A 16,606-nucleotide genomic window follows, 5' to 3' on the forward strand; every position below is an offset into this window, starting at 1 on the left:
AGTCATCCGAGCCTTCTTCAAAATGCAATTGGAAGCAGTCTTCTGCCGCAGACCAGATTATGATAGATTGCGATTATACGCGACTGCCTGCCAAAATGGCACCGCCAACGGATATGCCCCGCTTACCCAGTGACCTCTGCCTTCGGAGGGCAGGGCACCAATCTCAAAGTATTGATTTTAAACGATATTTTCTGATGAATTGCACTCAAAATATCCTATATGTTCTCGTAAAGTTCATCTTTTTAGGTGCAAGTGAACGACTGGTCACTGTCTGATTCAGAAGTCTAACGCTGATGCCGCTTTACGTAAATAGTCTGGCGAGAAGCGTGCATACACCTTGAATGTCACCGCCGTGGATGAATGACCCAAGTACTGCGCAATTTCGTCCATTGATACACCAGCCTCGGCCATCCATACGGCCGCACTATGCCGCAAGTCGTGAGGCACGACATCTTTCAAACCAGCTCGATGCACAGCGCCGGCGAATCCTTTTTTAATATCCAGTACACGTTCACCGCCATATTCCACGACATATGGCGACTGCCTTGCCTTGTAGGCAGTTTGTAACGCTTCAAGTGAGATATCCGTCATAGGGACCACTGCACGGCCTTTGCGATTCTTGTCGCCAACAATTCCAAGCTTGATCAGCTTACGATCAAAATCCACGCGATCCCATGTAAGCTGTAGAATGGCCGTCTTGCGAGCAGCGGTCGTAAGAGCCAACACGCAGAACAGATGCATGTGAGGCGAAGCGCAGCCAGCTAACAACTGCTTAAATTCAGGCTTGGTGAGATACCTGTCTCGGGGAGGCGGAGCCGAAGGAGCTTCGAACCGCGCGCCGCTAACGCCGCGCCAATTCAAGGCTTGCCTAATGACGTTTATTTCTTTGAGGACAGTCGCCTCTTTTCGACCTGCCAAATAGCGAGCTTGCGCGTATTCCGAACAAATATCTTCGGTGATTTGATCGGGCCTGAGATGTGCGAAGTGTTCTTCAGCTTGTTTCCAAGCATAACGAAGTCGACCAGGATCGGCGATTTTCCCATCCTTTGCATCGATGTATGCAGCGACTATGTCGCCGACGAGAGATCCCGGCGGCGCTGCAAAGTCTCGTTTGAAGTCTGCTAGGCGACGTTCGGCCTCATCACTATCAGAGGTGCGGAGGCTGCGGCGTTGGGTTGATTTGCCGTCATACCAAACGGCGTACCATTTTCCGCGGAACAGTTTTTGTCGGATATCGTGGGGCATTCGTATTCCAATACAGCTTCATAAGGGACGCGATAAAGCCTGCCGACACGAAATGACGGCAGTCGGTTCTTATTGACCAAGTCTCGTATGTGCTGCGGACTGCATTGCCACCTTAATGCCAACGTTTCTGGAGTGAATGCGATATTATCATTTGAATGTTGTGATGTCATCACTCACCACCTTTCGTGCAGGGGTATCTGACTGATCGTGAAATTACTCGCAAAGGTCGGGAACCAATAATTCCGACCCACGTTGTTGCGGCAAGTTCCCTTCGCAAGGATATCGAGATGTCGGTTTTCAACAGCACGGTTCATAATTTTTACTACCTCTCCGAGCAACAAAATGGACTATGGGAAGTAAGGGAAACAGTCACCAATCAGCCGGTATCTCTGAACGGCCAATTCTGTTGTTCGCTTAAAAAGCGAGACGCTGAAGAACTGATTGAATATCTGAATGGTTTAGATGCATCGCTAGCAGCGTGACCATCACTCCCCGCCTTTCAGGGCTTGGCGACCGTTATATTCTAGATTGGCTGCGTGTGACCTTCATCAACATAACGCACCTCATCACCAACGACGACAGCCCGACCTGTTGCCGCCAGACGGCGAGCAACGGGCATGGGGACTCCAGCACTTCCAAGGGAAGCCCGGCCTATGCGCTGCGGGCCTAGCCGCAACGCATTGAGGAAGGCAGTGTCGATACTGTTGCCGCGTCTATCTGGGACAGGTGTATTCATCACGCCGCCCTCCGCTTGAAAGGACGGCGATTGTCGTTGGCCGGGCGCACACGGCGCATACGGATCTTCTCGCCCGTTTCGCGCGACACTTCATATGCAATGTCTTTGATTGTTGCGGCAGTTGCCGGGTCGCTCACGCGGTACCAACGTGCGATCGAAAGGATTGCTGCTGCTGTGGTGCCCTGCGCAATGAACTCGTCTGCGGTAAGGATGTGCGTGTGTCTGTTAGACATGAATAAGTGCTCCTCGTGTGGTTTTGGTAAGCGTGACGACCCGTGGCGTGAAAACGCGCGGATCGTCGATGATTGGGAAATCAAGGGGCGCTCCGCCCCGTCGCTATCTTTCGCGGTAAATCATGTGACGCCGAGACCCACTGCGCCGATGGTCACAAAGAACCCAATGACAACCGTCATCTCGACAGCTTCGCGCGCTGCGTATCGTATCCAAGGCATGGGGCGAGCGTGCTTCTTTGCACCGTAATCAGGGCGCCGCATCGGCTCATCGCTGCCTGCACGTGCTGCGTCTGCGTGCAGATCGGGTTCCATATCTGCGAGCATTTCCAGTAGGGCGCGGTTCATCACGCAGCCTCCGCCAGCTCGGGGTCTCCGCTCGTGACAGCCTCAACGCTGGCACCGGCCTCGCGGAGTTCGGCGAGAAAGACATCATGGTTAGATGTAGCAATAGCGCCGCTTGTTTGGAAAACTTCAAAGGTTTCGCCCGGGCAGAGCTTGGCGAGGCGCGCTGCCTCCGCCAGTGCTTGCTCAAACGATCCGTGTTCATATGGTAGGCTAGTGGCAACACTAACGCGGCCGGTTAGTTTGCCGCGGCGGAATACAAAGAATCCGCCACCGATTACTTCGTTCTTGCGAGGTGCTGGCGATCTTCTTCTTCTCGGTGAAACTGACGTCATAATTGATACTCCTCGTGTTTGGTGGGTTCAGCAGATCAAGCTGGTGAGGCTGTCTTCGTGCTGTTCTGTCACCTTTATATGCTTATCAGTCACCAAATGTCAACATGATCGATGACAAAAACACATCAACGAAATTCACAGAGTTAACCAAGTATGAATAATGTTCTTGAAATGTTCTCATTATGATGGAATCATAATTACAGTGTTAAGGGTGTGAGGTGTCATGGATCCGCTGTTTGTCGTGCAAGGATTTACTGCGTGCAGGTGGGGTGTGATTCCCGACGCTCCGATCCAGGTTGATACGGAAGATCACGCGCTGAGGCTGGCTCATCGCTTGTCGTGCGAAAAGCCGGCCGTCCTTGCTTTATATCGATGGAATAATGAGACGCAGATCATCGCAGCTATCGGCCGTGTACCTGCTAGCGCGCTTGAGGCTGTAGTTAATGGCTAGTGTTTAACGGGTGTTGTACTTGCCAACGACGCGATGACAGACGGGCCAATCCGCGCGAAATTCCTTGAATTCTTTATGCGGGTTGTACTGTTCCAGCATCCATTCTCGGTCATTGAAGCCAACAAGTCGCTTAATGATAGCTTCGTTCTCGTCCATTGCGCTTGTGTGATAAAGAATTACATCTTCATCGCGAACTGGCGGCAAATTAGGATTCACGAGAGCTGTTTCGCCCGGACGATAGGCAGGAACCATCGATTCCCCGGACAATAGAAGGCCGTAACCACCCTTAACGCCCTGCAGGACTGCGGGCATTTTCATATAGCTGATTGGATCAAAGGTGATGATGACGTGTCCATCGCCGCCCTTCGCTGCGGCGTAAACAGGCAGGCCGCGTTCTTGGCTTACAAGCTGATCGCCGGGGATGGGTGCCGGTGTGAACGTATCAGCAATAGGCTTAGCTGATGTCGCGGCCATCTCGCCATTACCAAAGGCAAGCCAATCTTCATTCAAATCCAGCGCGCGAGCCAAACGGGCGACAAACTCAACGCTCGCGCCGCGTTTCCCGCCTTCCAAAAGACTAATCGACGACTTGTCGCGCCCAATAAGAGCCGCAAGGTCAGCCTGACTCATTCCTTTAAGGTCACGCGCCGAACGAAGGCGCTGCGCGAAATCTTTGTCCATGATGTGCTTTTCGCATATTGTTGTGAAAATGTAACGTGCGAAAATGTCACCACATGTTGACATGGATGCGAATCTGTCAGATATAGGTGTCATCAACCGGCGCAAAAGACGCTGGGCAGTTCGAAGGAGGGCCTACCTCATGATGCCAGAGAACATCCTCCCAAGGATATCGGCACTCAATAGATAGAAGCCGCGCTGACGCGCAATTGAAACTGAGGAGAGAGCAAATGACCAATACCGCCGACAGAAGCGAACCGGCTCTCATTGAAGTGCCGCCGTAGGATCAATAGGGACGCTGCTGACCTGAATAGGGTCAGTGGCGCTTTCGGCATTACTATATGTCGAAAACTTTAAAGGCGGAGTTTATGAGCCGGCACCACCCGCTGCTCGCTCCGCCTCGTAATCCCAGCGCTTACACGAGGAGGGCTTGCGCCACTTCTACACGCTGGTTTCCTTCGCGAGTACCACCCCGCGCAGGACAACAGATGGCTTCACCAAGCCCATTTGTCAACCAACACCACGCACGAGGAGAGCATGAAAGATTATGAAACCATAGAAGAAGTGCATCGCATGCACGAGGTGGGCGCCAACCCGACCGAGATCGGAAACGCGCTTAGCCTGCCCAGATCGACCGTAGCGTCAATTCTGCGTCGACCAATTCCTAAATCTACTGCAGACCGCATCGTTGTGCGGTGTGTTTCGAACGGTGGATGGTCCACGGCCAATCACTGCGTCAGTTATATCGCAATGCCACGCATCCGTGCGCTGGAAGCCGCGAACGACAACTTCGAGCATCATTCAGAGCACAAACAGCCGGGCGCAATCGCAGCCTGAGCCACGTTGGCCGTGTCGGAATTACAGACCCACGTATTCTTGACCGGCCACAGATCAACCTCCTGACAGGAGGAATATTAATGAAATCCCATAACTTGCGTGAGCCGTACAAGGCTTACCAAACCAAATTCACGCGGACTGGTGAGCGGGACACGACGAACCGCAAGCCTTATCGAACACCCGCGCAGAAGCTGCATGCCCGCGACACTGCTATCCTTAAAGACGGCAGGTACGTTTCGAACGCACCTGTGTCGTTCAGCAGAACGAAGCGGGGTGCAGCGTGACTTGTGAATGTGGCGACTGCTGGGATCTGCCCGGCTCAATTGTGACCCACAAGCTTACGGGCTGGAAGGGCATCATCATCGGCGACCGTGACGGCTGCATGTTCCTCACGGTGCGGTTCTGGATACCAGGCACCGGGCTTGGGACGATCGAAGTTTCGCGCTTCGAAGTCGAACCACAGGCCAATGATGGCAACGGCGGTGGCGGCTCTGAGGTCGGAACTGAAGAAGACAATGTCATTCCGGTCGATTTCACCAAGGGCGTGAAACTTACCAAAAACACCAAAACACGAGGAGTAGCTTGATGGGTAAACTGAAAGTTGGAGATAAGGTTAGAAGCCTAGTAACACAGATCGACGTTCGCGCAGGCGAGCTTTACGAGGTGAAAACCGTCGATGATGGTGATGTTTGGGTCATCGATGACGTTGGCGACGAGTTTTACTTGACGTCAAATGAATTTGAAACTCTGCCTGTAGCTGCGAAGGCGCAGACATTTAAGGTCGGTGATCGGGTGCGCGTGATCAAAGCCGATCTATTTCGACAGGGGACGCGCGTCGGTGACATTGGCTATGTGACAAGTTCGAGCGGAAAAGTGGTAAGCTTTGATTTACACCATGAAACCGCTGGGGTGATTAACCAACTGGCTATCGACCCTTGGAAGCGAATCCAACTCGCCCCTTTCAAAATCGAAGCAGGCAAATACTATCGCACGCGTGACGGCCGTAAGGTTGGGCCAGTAAGGTCGGAGGGCTTGTATTGGGGAGCGCCTGAAGTAAACGATTCATATTATGATGACGGCAGGCAGTGGAGGACTTACGAGTCGCATCACGACCTCATCGCCGAATGGGTCGACGAGCCTGTCAAAGCAGCTGCACCGCTCCCGTTCATTCTACGGAACCTTAAATTCACGGTCGCACCTATTGCAAAACCCGCCATCGTTGCGCTGATTGAAAACGGCCAACCAAAGCCGTCAACAGCGCCTCATGTACATGCAAATGAAACGTTTGCCGCAAAGGAAGCCGCGCGACTAGCCGGTGTCCACAAGAGCCAGGAATTCGGCGTGTATGTGCTCACTCAGAAGGTGAGTGAACCGGCGCCATCCTACAAACACGTCTGGCAACGGTTCGCTGCTAAGGGCGAGAAGATTTCAGCGATCAAAGAGCTGCGATCTGTGACGGGTCTCGGATTGAAGGCGGCAAAGGATGCCATCGAACACTGGATCGCGCACGACGAGCCGTACTCGCGCATCGCCGCCTAACCAGTAAATCCCACCGATAAACCGACCAGCCCCGCTGCATCGCGGCGGGGAATGAGGAGGTATTATGCTTAGATTTCATAAGGACGGTGCCGAATGACGCCGCCCTTCAAAGACTCCGTCGTCGAAGACGACCGCATCTTGTCCAGCGAAACAACGCTAGGTCTCGGTGACCGCTTCGTCATGGGGCTGGCAGTTGTCGCGGCTTTAGCGCTGGCCATCGGCTTTTACTCATGGGTGCTGTTGTGAACGCTGTCACGCCAGCCGGTAATGGCACCGGTAAGATCGCGCGCTCCCTAGCTCTGACGGGCTTTACCCTTGGGTTCTTGCTGATCGTGGCAGGCTTCATTTTCTGGAATGCAGTGCTGCCGTTCTACGGACTGCTTTATTTGTGGGGTGGCCAATGACCTACCCACGGTTTCCCACGCTGGCCACATCGGCGCCAGTCTGGCTGATCGGCTCGCTAATCCTGCTGGTCGTTATTATAGGGCTGAAAATCCTATGAACGCCTTAGCTCTTATCGGCGGCATCGTCGTTTGCGCAATCATCGCCCACGGGGTTGCGCAGATCGTAATCAAAACCACCACACCACCAAAAAATACGAGGAGAAAATAATGCGAGGCATCGCGGCACTATTTGCGGGCTTTGTGGCCCTTCTAGTCACTATCACCGTTGTTTTCGGATCTTGGTACACAATCGACCAAGGTGAACGAGGCGTTTTGCTGCGCAACGGCGCAGTTGTTGGGTCTTCACAGCTCGGTCTTGGTTTTAAAACGCCTTGGATTGAGGAAGTCGTTAAAATCTCTGTCCAATCACGAGCGCAGCTTTACACAGAAGTGCCCGCCTATTCTAAGGATCAGCAATCTGCGGTGCTGTCCCTGTCTGTAAATTACCGCATCCCTGCTGATCAAGTGACTGAAGTTTACAGCACCTATGGCGGCGAGGATGGTCTCTTGTCTCGGCTTGTCGACCGACGAGTGAATGAAGACCTTAAAACCGTGTTCGGTCAGTTCACCGCAGTAGCCGCTATTCAGGACCGCTCACGCCTAAATCTTGAAGTCGCTTCTGCGATTCAGAGTTCGGTTAAAGGCCCCGTTATCATCGATAGTGTGCAGATTGAGAATATCGACTTCTCAGATGCTTACGAGGCCAGCATCGAGCAACGTATGCTTGCCGAGGTAGAGGTGCAGAAGCTTCGCCAGAACGCAGAACGTGAAAAGGTACAGGCAGAAATTACAGTCACGCAGGCAAAGGCCAATGCTGACGCGGTACGTGCCAAAGCTAATGCAGAAGCAGAAGCGATCCGGATTAAGGGTGATGCAGAAGCCACTTCGATCAAGGCACGCGGCGATGCACTTCGCGACAATCCCGGCCTTGTGGCTTTGACACAGGCTGAAAAATGGAATGGCCAGTTGCCAACCACGATGTTGCCGGGCGGCTCCGTGCCGATGCTGCAGCTGCGATAAGCAAACTCGGCGGGGTTCGCTCCGCCACACCACCACCGACCAAAGCACACGAGGAGTTAATTATGGCTATCAGCCTATCAAGCCTCAAATCGACGAAGAGAACGCACCCTCCCATTATCGCTCTTTATGGCACCGGCGGTATTGGAAAGACCAGCCTAGCAGCTGAATTTCCTGACCCGATTTATCTCTATACTGAGGGCGAGGAACCGCCGACCGACGTTGATATGGTGGGCGAGCAGATCGAGTCATTCGATGACCTGCTTGATGTCATCGGGCAACTCGTTACCGAAGAGCACGAGTTTAAAACGGTCATTATCGACAGTCTGGATGCTCTGGAAAAACTGGTTTGGAGATACACATGCGGCCGAATGGGTTGGGATAACATCGACAGTAACGATAAGGGATCGCCGACAGCTTTTGGCAAAGGCTACCTTGAAGCTGACAATGATTGGCAGGAGTACATTTCCGCAATCAAAGCGTTAGCCCGCAAAGACATCCATGTCGTGCAGATCCTGCACAGCGAGGCCAAGTCGTTTAATGACCCGATGGTTGATTCCTACGACCGCTACCGCCCTAAACTTCAGAAGCGCGCAGCGGATATCATCATGGAAAAGAGTGATGCTCTTCTCTTCATGAACAAGCGTGCGTCGGTGAAGCAGGTCGATAAGGGCTTTGGAAAGAAGGAAGCTAAGGCCGAAGGTATGTCCGGAGCGGAACGCGTAATCTACACAGACGAGCGTGCAGGGTTCCTGGCAAAGAACCGCATGAACATGCCAGCGTCGATCCCATACCGAAAGGGAAGCGGGTTCGACGATCTTTCAAAATACTTCTATGGCGCCACAAGTGACGCTGCTTGATGGGCTGGTCGTCAGGGAGTTCAACGTTCAGCGAGATCATCAAAGCTGTAAAGCCGGTTGTCGCTGACAAGGATGATCGAAAGAAGATTTACCGGCCAATCCTCAATGCGTTCGAAGCACAAGATTGGGACACACAAGATGAATGCGTAGGAGAGGATGAAGCCTACGATGAGCTCTATAATGAGCTTTATCCCCGCGATTACGACTAACCACACCACCAACACGAGGAACTAAGACATGGCGAGACTTGGAACGGCGTTTGACGCCACCCAACACGACACGACGCAGTCGGATTACTCCGAGCTGCCTAACGGTACATACAAGATGGAAATCGAAGCGGCCGACGTGGTGCCGACTTCGACTGGCAGCGGCACCATTCTGAAAACCACAATGAAGGTGCTCGAGCCTGTTGAATATGCTGATCGAAAGCTGTTCAACAACTACAACATCGAGAACAAGAACCCGCAGGCGCAGGAGATCGGCCAGCGACAGTTCGCCAGCCTTTGCCGCGCGCTCGAAATGTCCTCGGTAGAAGACACCGACGACCTGCTCTTTAAGTCGTTCACGGTGCGAGTGGCCCTCGGCAAGCCTTCAAAGGACGGCCAGTATCCGGCGCGTGCCGAGATCAAGAAATACTTCTTCCCTGACGAAAACAACGTGCCTGAGCCGAGTATTGACGCTCAGCAGCCTGCGGCGGCAGCGCAGCGCCCAGCAAACGACAACCGTCCGGCAGCGGCAAACAACAACAAGCCTGCGCAGCCTGCAAAAGCTGCGGGAAGCCGTCCTTGGTCTAAGTAAAGGCCGGAACAGAAACAGCTGCCTGTGCTTGCGCGCCGGTAGCTTACCGAACCAACACGAGGAGTTTTGAATGGCTTACGAATCTGAGCGCAGACAGATCGATGCTGCGCTTCCAATACGCTTTGACGGTGCGTTTGTTGCTGGTGGCGCAGTAACGAGCGTGTTCACCGGTACTGACATCAATGACGTCGATTTGTATTTCAAATCTCGCCGCGCATTTGAGCGAGCTGTTTATGATGCATATGAGGAGGGCCTTTGGTGCGTGGCTGCCAGTAAGCGCGCCGTGACCTTTACCGATCGGAGCAACAATATTGCTCAGCTGATGTATTTTGACTTCTTCCCAAGCGCCCAGTCTATTTTTGACGCCTTTGATTTTACCGTTTGCATGGGTGCGGTTGATCTGGACGCTGGCGCCAATAGCCCTGACTCCGGGTTTGCCTTTCATCCAGACTTTCTGAAGCACAACAGCCAGCGCTTTCTGAAATTCAATGCTGGCACACGCTATCCACTCGCGTCAGCTACCCGCGTCCTGAAATACCAACAGCGAGGCTACACGATAGGCAAAGGCGACATTATGAAAGTTGCCTTGGCCGTTCGGGGTGTGAAAATTGAAACTTGGGAAGATCTCAAAGACCAGATCGGCGGCGCGTATGGTGACAAGGTTGTGTTGGGTAACGAGGACAAGCCTTTCACCATTGAGGCGGCTATTGAGGCGCTGACTGTGGACGATGCGGAAAGTGAACCATGGGTGCAACCGGCCAACGATAACATGCCGGGCAATGCAGAAGCACTGCTGGAACACCTTGCCGATCTCAATGGCATCGAATTTGTTCCGCCTGAGCTTGATGAAGACGGCTGGCCTCTAGCGGCCTAAGACCCAACCACGGCGCGGTCACCAGCCGCGCCTAACACCACCAACACGAGGAGAAACCCATGCGGGTAACGCTTGACCGAGCGCAGCTGTCGCACGCCTTGTCGACCGTGACAAAGGCAGTTGAGGCCAGAACGACAATTCCCATTCTTGGCAACGTGCTTTTGTCCGCGGACAAAGGACAGCTGAGCATCACCGGCACCAATCTTGATCTGGAAATCAGCACCAGCTTGCCGGTTCTGGACAGTCAGGACGGGACAGTCACAGTTGCGGGCAAGCTGCTTCTGGATATTGCCAAGCGCGCCACAAGTGACATTAATTTAGAAGCAGACGACAATCATCTGGTCGTTAAATCTGGCAGGAGCCGCTTCAAGCTGGATACGCTGCCAGCTGCTGACTTCCCGTCCTTCAATCACGGAAGCTTCGACACCACGATCGAAGTGGATCTCGCATCACTCGTGCAGGACGTGCAGTTCGCTGTAAGCACCGAAGAAACCCGCTATTACCTGAACGGCGTCTTTCTGGAAGCGAAGGACGGCCATATCATTGCCACGGCTACAGACGGTCATCGCCTAGCATCGACACGCATCGAGCAGGACTCCACGTTTGCTCCCGTTATTCTGCCGAACAAGTTGCTGTCATTGCTGCCGACCGGAGTCGTGTCAGTTTCGCTGTCGTCAAACAAGGTGATGGTCGAAAGCGGTTCGACCGTCATCGTGTCGAAGCTCGTCGACGGCACATATCCGGATTACGAGCGCGTTATCCCAAAACCATCAGAGCGTGTCGCTACGCTGTCGGCGAAAGCACTGCGCGAAGCCGTCGGCCGCACGTCAGTTATCGCCACCGAGCGTGGTAAGGCGGTTCGCTTCTCATTTGCGTCTGATGCTCTGACGCTCAATGTTGCTAATCCAGATCGCGGCGACGCAACTGAGGAGATGGAAGTCAACTTCAGCAGCGAGCCGCTGACGATCGGTTTCAATGGTCAGTATGTCACCGACCTCATGGCAGCGTTTGGCGCAGATGAAATCACAATGTCGATGGCGGACTCCGGTTCGCCTGCGCTGATCACGTCGGCGAGCAGGCCGGGGTACAGGTGCGTAATTATGCCGATGCGCGTGTAGGTGTGGTGATGAAAATCACCTTTGCGATATTCAAGCAGGTCACTCCTGATGCAGACAGGCCATTTCGCGTCATTGAAACATACGTGACCTCGGAGGGGATGCGTTCGCGCATCTGCTCTGGCGCGTTCTCCACGATCGATGCGGCTCAAGGTTGGGTGGCTCAGTTAGAAACCGGTTCGGCTTAATGGTTGCGCTCCCCAAACCACAGTCCACAACCGTCGGCGCGATTTATGCCGCTTACGAGGCTCAGGCGAAATCCTGGGACTCGTGGGGCATCAGCGTGGGCGAGGCTGGTACGGAATGCGACAGGGCGCTTTGGTATGCCTTCAGGTGGGCTTCGGCCCACGAGGTGCATAGCGGCCGTCAGCTGCGCTTGTTTGAAACGGGTAACATCGAAGAAGATCGGCTCGTCGCAGATCTCGAGCGCATCGGTGTCGACGTGTACGGGCAGCAAGACAAGATCCGGCTCGTATCTGGCTTCGTGCGCGGAAAGTGCGACGGTAAGGCAATGAATGTGCCGGAGGCGTCTAAGACTGAACACCTGCTTGAGTTTAAATCGAGCAATGCCAAAGGTTTCGCACTGATTATTAAGGACGGCTGTCAGAAAGCAAAGCCGTTGCACTATGCGCAGTGCCAGCTTGGAATGCATGCCTTCGGTTTGAGCCGCTGTCTTTATCTCGTCTCATGCAAAGACAGCGACAGCCTTTATTCCGAGCGCATCGAATACGATCTGGAATTCTGCCTTCGGCTGGTAGCGCGCTGCGAACGGATCGTGTTTTCGGACACGCCGCCGAGCAGGATTAGTGAAAACCCGGAGTTCTTTGGATGCATGTTCTGCAAGCATAAAGCGGTCTGTCACAACGATGCACAGCCGCGAGTGAACTGCCGCACCTGCCTTCATGCTCAGCCTGAGAGCGGCGGCGATTGCCATATCTCATGCGCACGATGGGCAAAGCCATTGTCGATCGACGAACAGCGCGACAGTTGCCCGGCGCATTTGTATCTACCGGGCATGGTTAATGGTGAACAGATCGACGTCGATGAGGATGCTGAGACGATCACGTATCGCATGAAAAACGGGGAGGTTTGGGTGGATGGCGAGGGGAGGAAGGCGGCGTGAGCGTAAAAATCAATCATGAGCTAGTCGGTCAGACCGTCAGTGTCCGTAAGGTTGGCGACAAGCAAGCATTCATCGGCATCGTTGCAGAAGCCTGGTTCTGGAAAGTGAAAGACGAACCGAGCGTCACCTATTTCAATGTCATCGATCCAACTGATGGGACCATGTGGAATCGTGATGCTGAAGAAATCATAGCAATTGAGAATATCGCGGAGGCAGCTTGATGAAAAAGCCCACCAAGGAGACGTTTCTAGAGAATATCGCCAGCCACAAAATGGAGGTTCGCTGTAACAGCGGCACGCATAGACACCTGACATTCTCCAACGATGGTTCGTCAGTATATAAGTTTCACATCACAACATGGCCCGGCTACTTGGCGATATCTGGCGATATGGGTTCGTTCATGTTCTCGCGACTTCCAGATATGTTTGAGTTTTTTCGCGGTGAACATATCAACCTTGGGTACTGGTCTGAAAAGCTTACAGCCCATGAGAAACACGGCGGTCACACGTCATATAGTGAAGATCTGTTCGTTGAAGCTCTGAAGAGCGATTTTGAAGGTTGGTACTTTGAAAGCGAAGACGACCGGGCAAAGGCATGGGATGCGATAACCGATGATTGTGATGGTCTAACTGACCGCAGCAGCAACGCTCAAGATGCCATTCAGTCTGCCATGGATTGGACCTGCCCAGTATCAGAGAATTCGTTTCAAGATTTCTGGGAACACCGGGTCGACGACTACAGCTATCATTTCACTTGGTGCTGCTACGCCATCCAATGGGCAATTCAACAATATGACGCCCGTTTTACAGCTGCGAACGACAACAAACCTAACGAAAGCATTGAAAAGGCAGCATAATGCTCCAGCTACGCGCATACCAGTCAGAAGCAATAGACGCCGTTTTCGACTATTGGCAAGAGGAGGCAGGCAATCCGCTTGTTGATCTTGCGACGGGCTGCGGCAAGTCGTTGGTTATGGCGTCTTTGATTCAGCGGCTCGTTGAAGGCTGGCCTGATATGCGCGTGATGGTCGTTACGCACGTCGCAGAGCTTATAGAGCAGAATTATCTGGAATTGCTGGGCGTATGGCCATTTGCGCCTGCAGGTATCTATTCGGCTGGTCTTGGCCGTCGTGACGCGCGCAGTCAGATTGTGTTTGCAGGCATTCAGACGGTTCACAATAAGGCTCAGCAAATCGGACATGTCGACGTCCTTATGGTCGACGAGTGCCACCTGATTCCGATCAAAAGCAACACGATGTATCGCAAGTTCATCGATGCTCTGCTCGAGATCAATCCGGACATGAAAATCCTCGGCCTGACTGCCACGCCTTACCGTCTCGACAGCGGTCGTTTGGATGAGGGCGCAGATCGTCTGTTTGATCAGATCGTCTACACCTACGGCGTTGCTGATGGTATCCGCGACGGCTTCCTTGCACCGCTGACGAGCAAGCCAACGGCTACAGAATATGACGTCAAAGGCGTCGGGCGGCTTGGGGGCGACTACAAGCAGCGAGCACTGGAAGAAGCAATCAATCGTACTGACCTTAATGACGCGGTAGTTTCTGAGATCATTGCTAAGGGTGCCGATCGTCGTTCGTGGCTTTGCTTCTGTGCCGGCGTGAAAGCTGCCATGGACGTGCGTGACGTGTTCAGATCCCGCGGCATTACGTGCGAAGCCGTAACAGGCGATACACCGAAGGAAGAACGCCGCCGCATCCTTGAGGACTTCAAAGCATACCGCATCCAGTGCGTTACGAACAATTCAGTTCTTACAACAGGATTCAATCATAAGGGTGTTGATTTAATTGCATTTATGCGCCCGACTTTGTCTTTGAGTTTATATGTCCAAATGGCTGGCCGTGGCACTCGCCCGCTTTATAGAGCAGGTGCGCCGCTGGATACGGTTGAGGAGCGTCTATCAGCTATCGCAGCAGGCCCCAAGAAGAATTGCCTCATTCTGGATTTCGCGAAACTCGTCGATCGGCATGGACCTGTCGACATGGTCGAGCCGAAAGCGCCAAGCGCTGGCAATGGCGAGCCGCCAATCAAGATCTGCCCAGCAGTGCCGGACGAAAACGGAGCGGTGGGTTGCGGTGAGAAGGTACATATCTCGCTGATGAAGTGCCCATGCTGCGGCTATGACTTCCCACCGAATGAGGATGAGAAGCTTACACGGCAGGCCGCCGATATGCCGATTGTCAGCACCGCCGAAGCAGAATGGCGCAAGGTAACGGGCAGGACGTTTCATTTTCACGAACGCAAGGGCGACAAGCCGCCATCGGTCAAATGCAGTTACATCGCAGGCTATACGCAGATCAATGAATGGCTTTGCCCGCAGCATAATGGTTTCGCACAAACCAAGGCGCATAGATGGTGGACGCAGCATGGAGGTCAGCGTCCGTTTCCCAAGACGGTCATGGAATGGCTTGAACGTCAGCGCGAACTGCTCACCACCGACGAAATTAGCGTCGTGCCGAACGGCAAATACTGGAATGTGAAGGACGTTCGGGCTGGGACCATAGCCGATAACGACAACGTTCCGGAGGCTGCGAACTACAATGTTCCAGACTGGATGGCAGAGATTGACGATACTATTCCGTTCTAGCCCCAAAAACAAGAACGCCCGCTGCACTGGGAGGAGGAGTGTGCAACGGGCTGATCTGGAAAGCGCGGCTATTGGGAGGAGGAGGGCCACGCTTCGAGTTCAGCCTCTGGGAGGAGGAGTGAGACTGAACATCCCCAAAATAGGTAACTGGTATGATGATTACAATGGGCAATGTCGCACATCAGTTATGCAAAGTTTGCATGGCCCTAAAAATGGAAAACCGCCCGGCAGCGCCGAAGCGCGCGCAGGCGGTCTTATCCTCCCAGGACGAGGACCGTTTAGCAGTATTGGTTTAGTAAAGCAACAAGTACCGATAAGTACATAATCCCATAGTTTTGGTATGATTATAAATGTACTTGCCGCAATTTTGAGTGTCGTAAATTTGTTGCAAATTATCTGTTGCACCGACTGACGACCCCACCACAATAAGCATCACCCGGCCTCACCAGCCAACCACACGAGTAGAAAGCATGAAGAATATCGACGCGGATAACTACGACCCATACAACGCAAGAGGCATGGGGGACAACAACCCGCCGACCTCCGCATATGAAGAGATCAAGCAGGAAATCGAAGACCTGTACGGAGAAGCTAAACTGTTTGCGGACGGCGAAGCCATCGACAATCAAGCTTTGGCCGACGCTGTGACCGAGCTGCATGATAAGTTACATGATGCGGGAAAGCGCGCCGATGAGGTTCGTAAGGACGAAGCGAAGCCACACGACGACGCCAAAGCTGAGATCCAGACGCGCTACAACAAGCTGATTGGCAACACCAAGACGTCCGGCAAGGGCAAAGTCGTGCTCGGCAAGGAAGTGCTGCAAGGGCTGCTGACGCCATGGCGCAATAAGGTCGCCGCTGAAAAGGAAGCTGCGGCACGTGCGGCGCGTGAGGAAGCCGACCGCGTAATCCGCGAGGCGCAGGAAGCCATGCAGGCGAGTAAGGGCAATCTGGAAGCGCGCGAGCAGGCCGAAGAAATGGTCAATGAAGCGAAGCAGGCTGACCGCTGGGCGAAGCGCGAAGACAAGGCGGCAACGACTGGCACAGGCCTTCGCTCGGTCTGGCATTGTGATCTTGTCGATGAAGGCGTCGCGCTTGACTGGGCATATGGCCGGGCGCCGGAGCGTTTCAAAGCTGTCGTGCAAGCAATGGCAGAAGAAACAGTCCGCGCCGGTATGCATCAGGTGCCGGGTTTTACTGTAAGGGAAGAGAGGGTGGCGAGGTGAGCCCCGATGAAATGGCGCGTTCTTGCCTCGGCGCTATGGAGGCGTGCCGCGAGTTCGGCAGACCTGAGGCAGACGCTAAAGTCACGCTTGTAACTCCGCAAGGGTTTAAACTACCGCCAAAATTCCCACGTGGTTATCTTTTGCAGGTCA

The 16,606-nt window shown here is 53.6% G+C and carries 25 protein-coding genes and 1 pseudogene; 19 read left to right on the plus strand and 7 right to left on the minus strand.

Going from position 1 to position 16,606, the window contains the following annotated elements; translation table 11 throughout:
• Positions 1-276 precede the first annotated feature (276 nt).
• Positions 277-1,245: a tyrosine-type recombinase/integrase gene (locus ACOZHT_RS10930; RefSeq protein WP_421565706.1), complete on the minus strand. Its 969-nt coding sequence runs from the start codon at positions 1,243-1,245 to the stop codon at positions 277-279.
• 14 nt (positions 1,246-1,259) lie between these two features.
• Positions 1,260-1,415: pseudogene (locus ACOZHT_RS10935) on the minus strand (excisionase family DNA-binding protein); the annotation flags it as partial.
• A gap of 117 nt (positions 1,416-1,532) precedes the next feature.
• Here ACOZHT_RS10935 and ACOZHT_RS10940 point away from each other — a divergent pair.
• Entirely contained in the window at positions 1,533-1,727 is a 195-nt protein-coding gene (locus tag ACOZHT_RS10940) for a hypothetical protein (protein ID WP_339508585.1), read from the plus strand.
• 41 nt (positions 1,728-1,768) lie between these two features.
• On the opposite strand, the gene ACOZHT_RS10945 is transcribed toward ACOZHT_RS10940, so the two are convergent.
• From ACOZHT_RS10945 to ACOZHT_RS10965, 5 genes are all read right to left on the minus strand, one after another.
• Entirely contained in the window at positions 1,769-1,981 is a 213-nt protein-coding gene (locus tag ACOZHT_RS10945; protein ID WP_421565707.1) for a hypothetical protein, read from the minus strand.
• Complete coding sequence (locus ACOZHT_RS10950) at positions 1,981-2,214, minus strand: hypothetical protein (protein WP_421565708.1); 234 nt, start codon at positions 2,212-2,214, stop codon at positions 1,981-1,983. Before ACOZHT_RS10950 ends, ACOZHT_RS10945 begins: the two co-directional genes overlap by 1 nt.
• 120 nt (positions 2,215-2,334) lie before the next feature.
• Positions 2,335-2,559: a hypothetical protein gene (locus tag ACOZHT_RS10955; RefSeq protein ID WP_421565709.1), complete on the minus strand. Its 225-nt coding sequence runs from the start codon at positions 2,557-2,559 to the stop codon at positions 2,335-2,337.
• Positions 2,559-2,891, minus strand: a complete 333-nt coding sequence (locus ACOZHT_RS10960; RefSeq protein WP_421565710.1) for a hypothetical protein — start codon at positions 2,889-2,891, stop codon at positions 2,559-2,561. The genes ACOZHT_RS10955 and ACOZHT_RS10960 overlap by 1 nt, the downstream gene beginning before the upstream one ends.
• 454 nt (positions 2,892-3,345) lie before the next feature.
• Entirely contained in the window at positions 3,346-4,023 is a 678-nt protein-coding gene (locus tag ACOZHT_RS10965; RefSeq protein ID WP_310010252.1) for an XRE family transcriptional regulator, read from the minus strand.
• A 534-nt stretch (positions 4,024-4,557) separates the two neighbouring features.
• Here ACOZHT_RS10965 and ACOZHT_RS10970 point away from each other — a divergent pair.
• The 18 genes from ACOZHT_RS10970 (at position 4,558) to ACOZHT_RS11055 (ending at position 16,456) form a co-directional block, all read left to right on the plus strand.
• Entirely contained in the window at positions 4,558-4,857 is a 300-nt protein-coding gene (locus ACOZHT_RS10970; protein WP_207441647.1) for a hypothetical protein, read from the plus strand.
• Between the two features lie 80 nt (positions 4,858-4,937).
• Positions 4,938-5,141 (plus strand): hypothetical protein, encoded by a 204-nt coding sequence (locus ACOZHT_RS10975; RefSeq protein ID WP_421565711.1) that lies wholly within the window; start codon positions 4,938-4,940, stop codon positions 5,139-5,141.
• Complete coding sequence (locus ACOZHT_RS10980) at positions 5,138-5,443, plus strand: hypothetical protein (protein ID WP_421565712.1); 306 nt, start codon at positions 5,138-5,140, stop codon at positions 5,441-5,443. Before ACOZHT_RS10975 ends, ACOZHT_RS10980 begins: the two co-directional genes overlap by 4 nt.
• Positions 5,443-6,396, plus strand: coding sequence for a ribosomal protein L7/L12 (locus ACOZHT_RS10985; RefSeq protein ID WP_421565713.1), 954 nt, complete (start codon positions 5,443-5,445; stop codon positions 6,394-6,396). The genes ACOZHT_RS10980 and ACOZHT_RS10985 overlap by 1 nt, the downstream gene beginning before the upstream one ends.
• Before the next feature lie 93 nt (positions 6,397-6,489).
• Positions 6,490-6,642, plus strand: a complete 153-nt coding sequence (locus tag ACOZHT_RS10990) for a hypothetical protein (protein ID WP_421565714.1) — start codon at positions 6,490-6,492, stop codon at positions 6,640-6,642.
• Positions 6,627-6,800, plus strand: coding sequence for a hypothetical protein (locus ACOZHT_RS10995; protein ID WP_339508608.1), 174 nt, complete (start codon positions 6,627-6,629; stop codon positions 6,798-6,800). Before ACOZHT_RS10990 ends, ACOZHT_RS10995 begins: the two co-directional genes overlap by 16 nt.
• Positions 6,801-7,007: 207 nt before the next feature.
• Positions 7,008-7,859 (plus strand): SPFH domain-containing protein, encoded by an 852-nt coding sequence (locus ACOZHT_RS11000; RefSeq protein ID WP_421565715.1) that lies wholly within the window; start codon positions 7,008-7,010, stop codon positions 7,857-7,859.
• On the plus strand, positions 7,793-8,716 hold the full coding sequence (locus ACOZHT_RS11005) for an ATP-binding protein (protein WP_421565716.1): 924 nt from the start codon (positions 7,793-7,795) through the stop codon (positions 8,714-8,716). The genes ACOZHT_RS11000 and ACOZHT_RS11005 overlap by 67 nt, the downstream gene beginning before the upstream one ends.
• A complete protein-coding gene (locus tag ACOZHT_RS11010) occupies positions 8,713-8,925 on the plus strand; it encodes a hypothetical protein (protein ID WP_421565717.1) in 213 nt (70 codons plus the stop codon). The genes ACOZHT_RS11005 and ACOZHT_RS11010 overlap by 4 nt, the downstream gene beginning before the upstream one ends.
• A 28-nt stretch (positions 8,926-8,953) precedes the next feature.
• Entirely contained in the window at positions 8,954-9,514 is a 561-nt protein-coding gene (locus tag ACOZHT_RS11015) for a DUF669 domain-containing protein (protein ID WP_421565718.1), read from the plus strand.
• Between the two features lie 70 nt (positions 9,515-9,584).
• Positions 9,585-10,388, plus strand: a complete 804-nt coding sequence (locus tag ACOZHT_RS11020; protein WP_421565719.1) for a hypothetical protein — start codon at positions 9,585-9,587, stop codon at positions 10,386-10,388.
• A gap of 59 nt (positions 10,389-10,447) precedes the next feature.
• Entirely contained in the window at positions 10,448-11,506 is a 1,059-nt protein-coding gene (dnaN, locus tag ACOZHT_RS11025; RefSeq protein WP_421565720.1) for a DNA polymerase III subunit beta, read from the plus strand.
• Entirely contained in the window at positions 11,479-11,691 is a 213-nt protein-coding gene (locus ACOZHT_RS11030) for a hypothetical protein (protein WP_421565721.1), read from the plus strand. The genes dnaN and ACOZHT_RS11030 overlap by 28 nt, the downstream gene beginning before the upstream one ends.
• Complete coding sequence (locus ACOZHT_RS11035) at positions 11,691-12,626, plus strand: oxidoreductase (protein WP_421565722.1); 936 nt, start codon at positions 11,691-11,693, stop codon at positions 12,624-12,626. Before ACOZHT_RS11030 ends, ACOZHT_RS11035 begins: the two co-directional genes overlap by 1 nt.
• Complete coding sequence (locus tag ACOZHT_RS11040; RefSeq protein ID WP_421565723.1) at positions 12,623-12,847, plus strand: hypothetical protein; 225 nt, start codon at positions 12,623-12,625, stop codon at positions 12,845-12,847. Before ACOZHT_RS11035 ends, ACOZHT_RS11040 begins: the two co-directional genes overlap by 4 nt.
• Positions 12,847-13,482, plus strand: coding sequence for a hypothetical protein (locus ACOZHT_RS11045; RefSeq protein ID WP_421565724.1), 636 nt, complete (start codon positions 12,847-12,849; stop codon positions 13,480-13,482). The genes ACOZHT_RS11040 and ACOZHT_RS11045 overlap by 1 nt, the downstream gene beginning before the upstream one ends.
• Positions 13,482-15,230, plus strand: a complete 1,749-nt coding sequence (locus tag ACOZHT_RS11050) for a DEAD/DEAH box helicase (RefSeq protein WP_421565725.1) — start codon at positions 13,482-13,484, stop codon at positions 15,228-15,230. The genes ACOZHT_RS11045 and ACOZHT_RS11050 overlap by 1 nt, the downstream gene beginning before the upstream one ends.
• Positions 15,231-15,700: 470 nt before the next feature.
• Positions 15,701-16,456 (plus strand): hypothetical protein, encoded by a 756-nt coding sequence (locus ACOZHT_RS11055; protein WP_421565726.1) that lies wholly within the window; start codon positions 15,701-15,703, stop codon positions 16,454-16,456.
• Positions 16,457-16,606 lie beyond the last annotated feature (150 nt).

The sequence above is a fragment of the Ochrobactrum sp. EDr1-4 genome, from assembly GCF_049199085.1.
Classification (GTDB): Bacteria; Pseudomonadota; Alphaproteobacteria; order Rhizobiales; family Rhizobiaceae; genus Brucella.

What these genes read in the sequence shown, in the direction of transcription:
- ACOZHT_RS10930 (WP_421565706.1), bottom strand. Translation starts at nt 1,245, where the DNA reads ATGCCCCACGATATCCGACAAAAACTGTTCCGCGGAAAATGGTACGCC.
- ACOZHT_RS10940 (WP_339508585.1), top strand. Translation starts at nt 1,533, where the DNA reads ATGTCGGTTTTCAACAGCACGGTTCATAATTTTTACTACCTCTCCGAG.
- ACOZHT_RS10945 (WP_421565707.1), bottom strand. Translation starts at nt 1,981, where the DNA reads ATGAATACACCTGTCCCAGATAGACGCGGCAACAGTATCGACACTGCC.
- ACOZHT_RS10950 (WP_421565708.1), bottom strand. Translation starts at nt 2,214, where the DNA reads ATGTCTAACAGACACACGCACATCCTTACCGCAGACGAGTTCATTGCG.
- ACOZHT_RS10955 (WP_421565709.1), bottom strand. Translation starts at nt 2,559, where the DNA reads ATGAACCGCGCCCTACTGGAAATGCTCGCAGATATGGAACCCGATCTG.
- ACOZHT_RS10960 (WP_421565710.1), bottom strand. Translation starts at nt 2,891, where the DNA reads ATGACGTCAGTTTCACCGAGAAGAAGAAGATCGCCAGCACCTCGCAAG.
- ACOZHT_RS10965 (WP_310010252.1), bottom strand. Translation starts at nt 4,023, where the DNA reads ATGGACAAAGATTTCGCGCAGCGCCTTCGTTCGGCGCGTGACCTTAAA.
- ACOZHT_RS10970 (WP_207441647.1), top strand. Translation starts at nt 4,558, where the DNA reads ATGAAAGATTATGAAACCATAGAAGAAGTGCATCGCATGCACGAGGTG.
- ACOZHT_RS10975 (WP_421565711.1), top strand. Translation starts at nt 4,938, where the DNA reads ATGAAATCCCATAACTTGCGTGAGCCGTACAAGGCTTACCAAACCAAA.
- ACOZHT_RS10985 (WP_421565713.1), top strand. Translation starts at nt 5,443, where the DNA reads ATGGGTAAACTGAAAGTTGGAGATAAGGTTAGAAGCCTAGTAACACAG.
- ACOZHT_RS10990 (WP_421565714.1), top strand. Translation starts at nt 6,490, where the DNA reads ATGACGCCGCCCTTCAAAGACTCCGTCGTCGAAGACGACCGCATCTTG.
- ACOZHT_RS10995 (WP_339508608.1), top strand. Translation starts at nt 6,627, where the DNA reads ATGGGTGCTGTTGTGAACGCTGTCACGCCAGCCGGTAATGGCACCGGT.
- ACOZHT_RS11000 (WP_421565715.1), top strand. Translation starts at nt 7,008, where the DNA reads ATGCGAGGCATCGCGGCACTATTTGCGGGCTTTGTGGCCCTTCTAGTC.
- ACOZHT_RS11005 (WP_421565716.1), top strand. Translation starts at nt 7,793, where the DNA reads ATGGAATGGCCAGTTGCCAACCACGATGTTGCCGGGCGGCTCCGTGCC.
- ACOZHT_RS11015 (WP_421565718.1), top strand. Translation starts at nt 8,954, where the DNA reads ATGGCGAGACTTGGAACGGCGTTTGACGCCACCCAACACGACACGACG.
- ACOZHT_RS11020 (WP_421565719.1), top strand. Translation starts at nt 9,585, where the DNA reads ATGGCTTACGAATCTGAGCGCAGACAGATCGATGCTGCGCTTCCAATA.
- dnaN (WP_421565720.1), top strand. Translation starts at nt 10,448, where the DNA reads ATGCGGGTAACGCTTGACCGAGCGCAGCTGTCGCACGCCTTGTCGACC.
- ACOZHT_RS11035 (WP_421565722.1), top strand. Translation starts at nt 11,691, where the DNA reads ATGGTTGCGCTCCCCAAACCACAGTCCACAACCGTCGGCGCGATTTAT.
- ACOZHT_RS11045 (WP_421565724.1), top strand. Translation starts at nt 12,847, where the DNA reads ATGAAAAAGCCCACCAAGGAGACGTTTCTAGAGAATATCGCCAGCCAC.
- ACOZHT_RS11050 (WP_421565725.1), top strand. Translation starts at nt 13,482, where the DNA reads ATGCTCCAGCTACGCGCATACCAGTCAGAAGCAATAGACGCCGTTTTC.
- ACOZHT_RS11055 (WP_421565726.1), top strand. Translation starts at nt 15,701, where the DNA reads ATGAAGAATATCGACGCGGATAACTACGACCCATACAACGCAAGAGGC.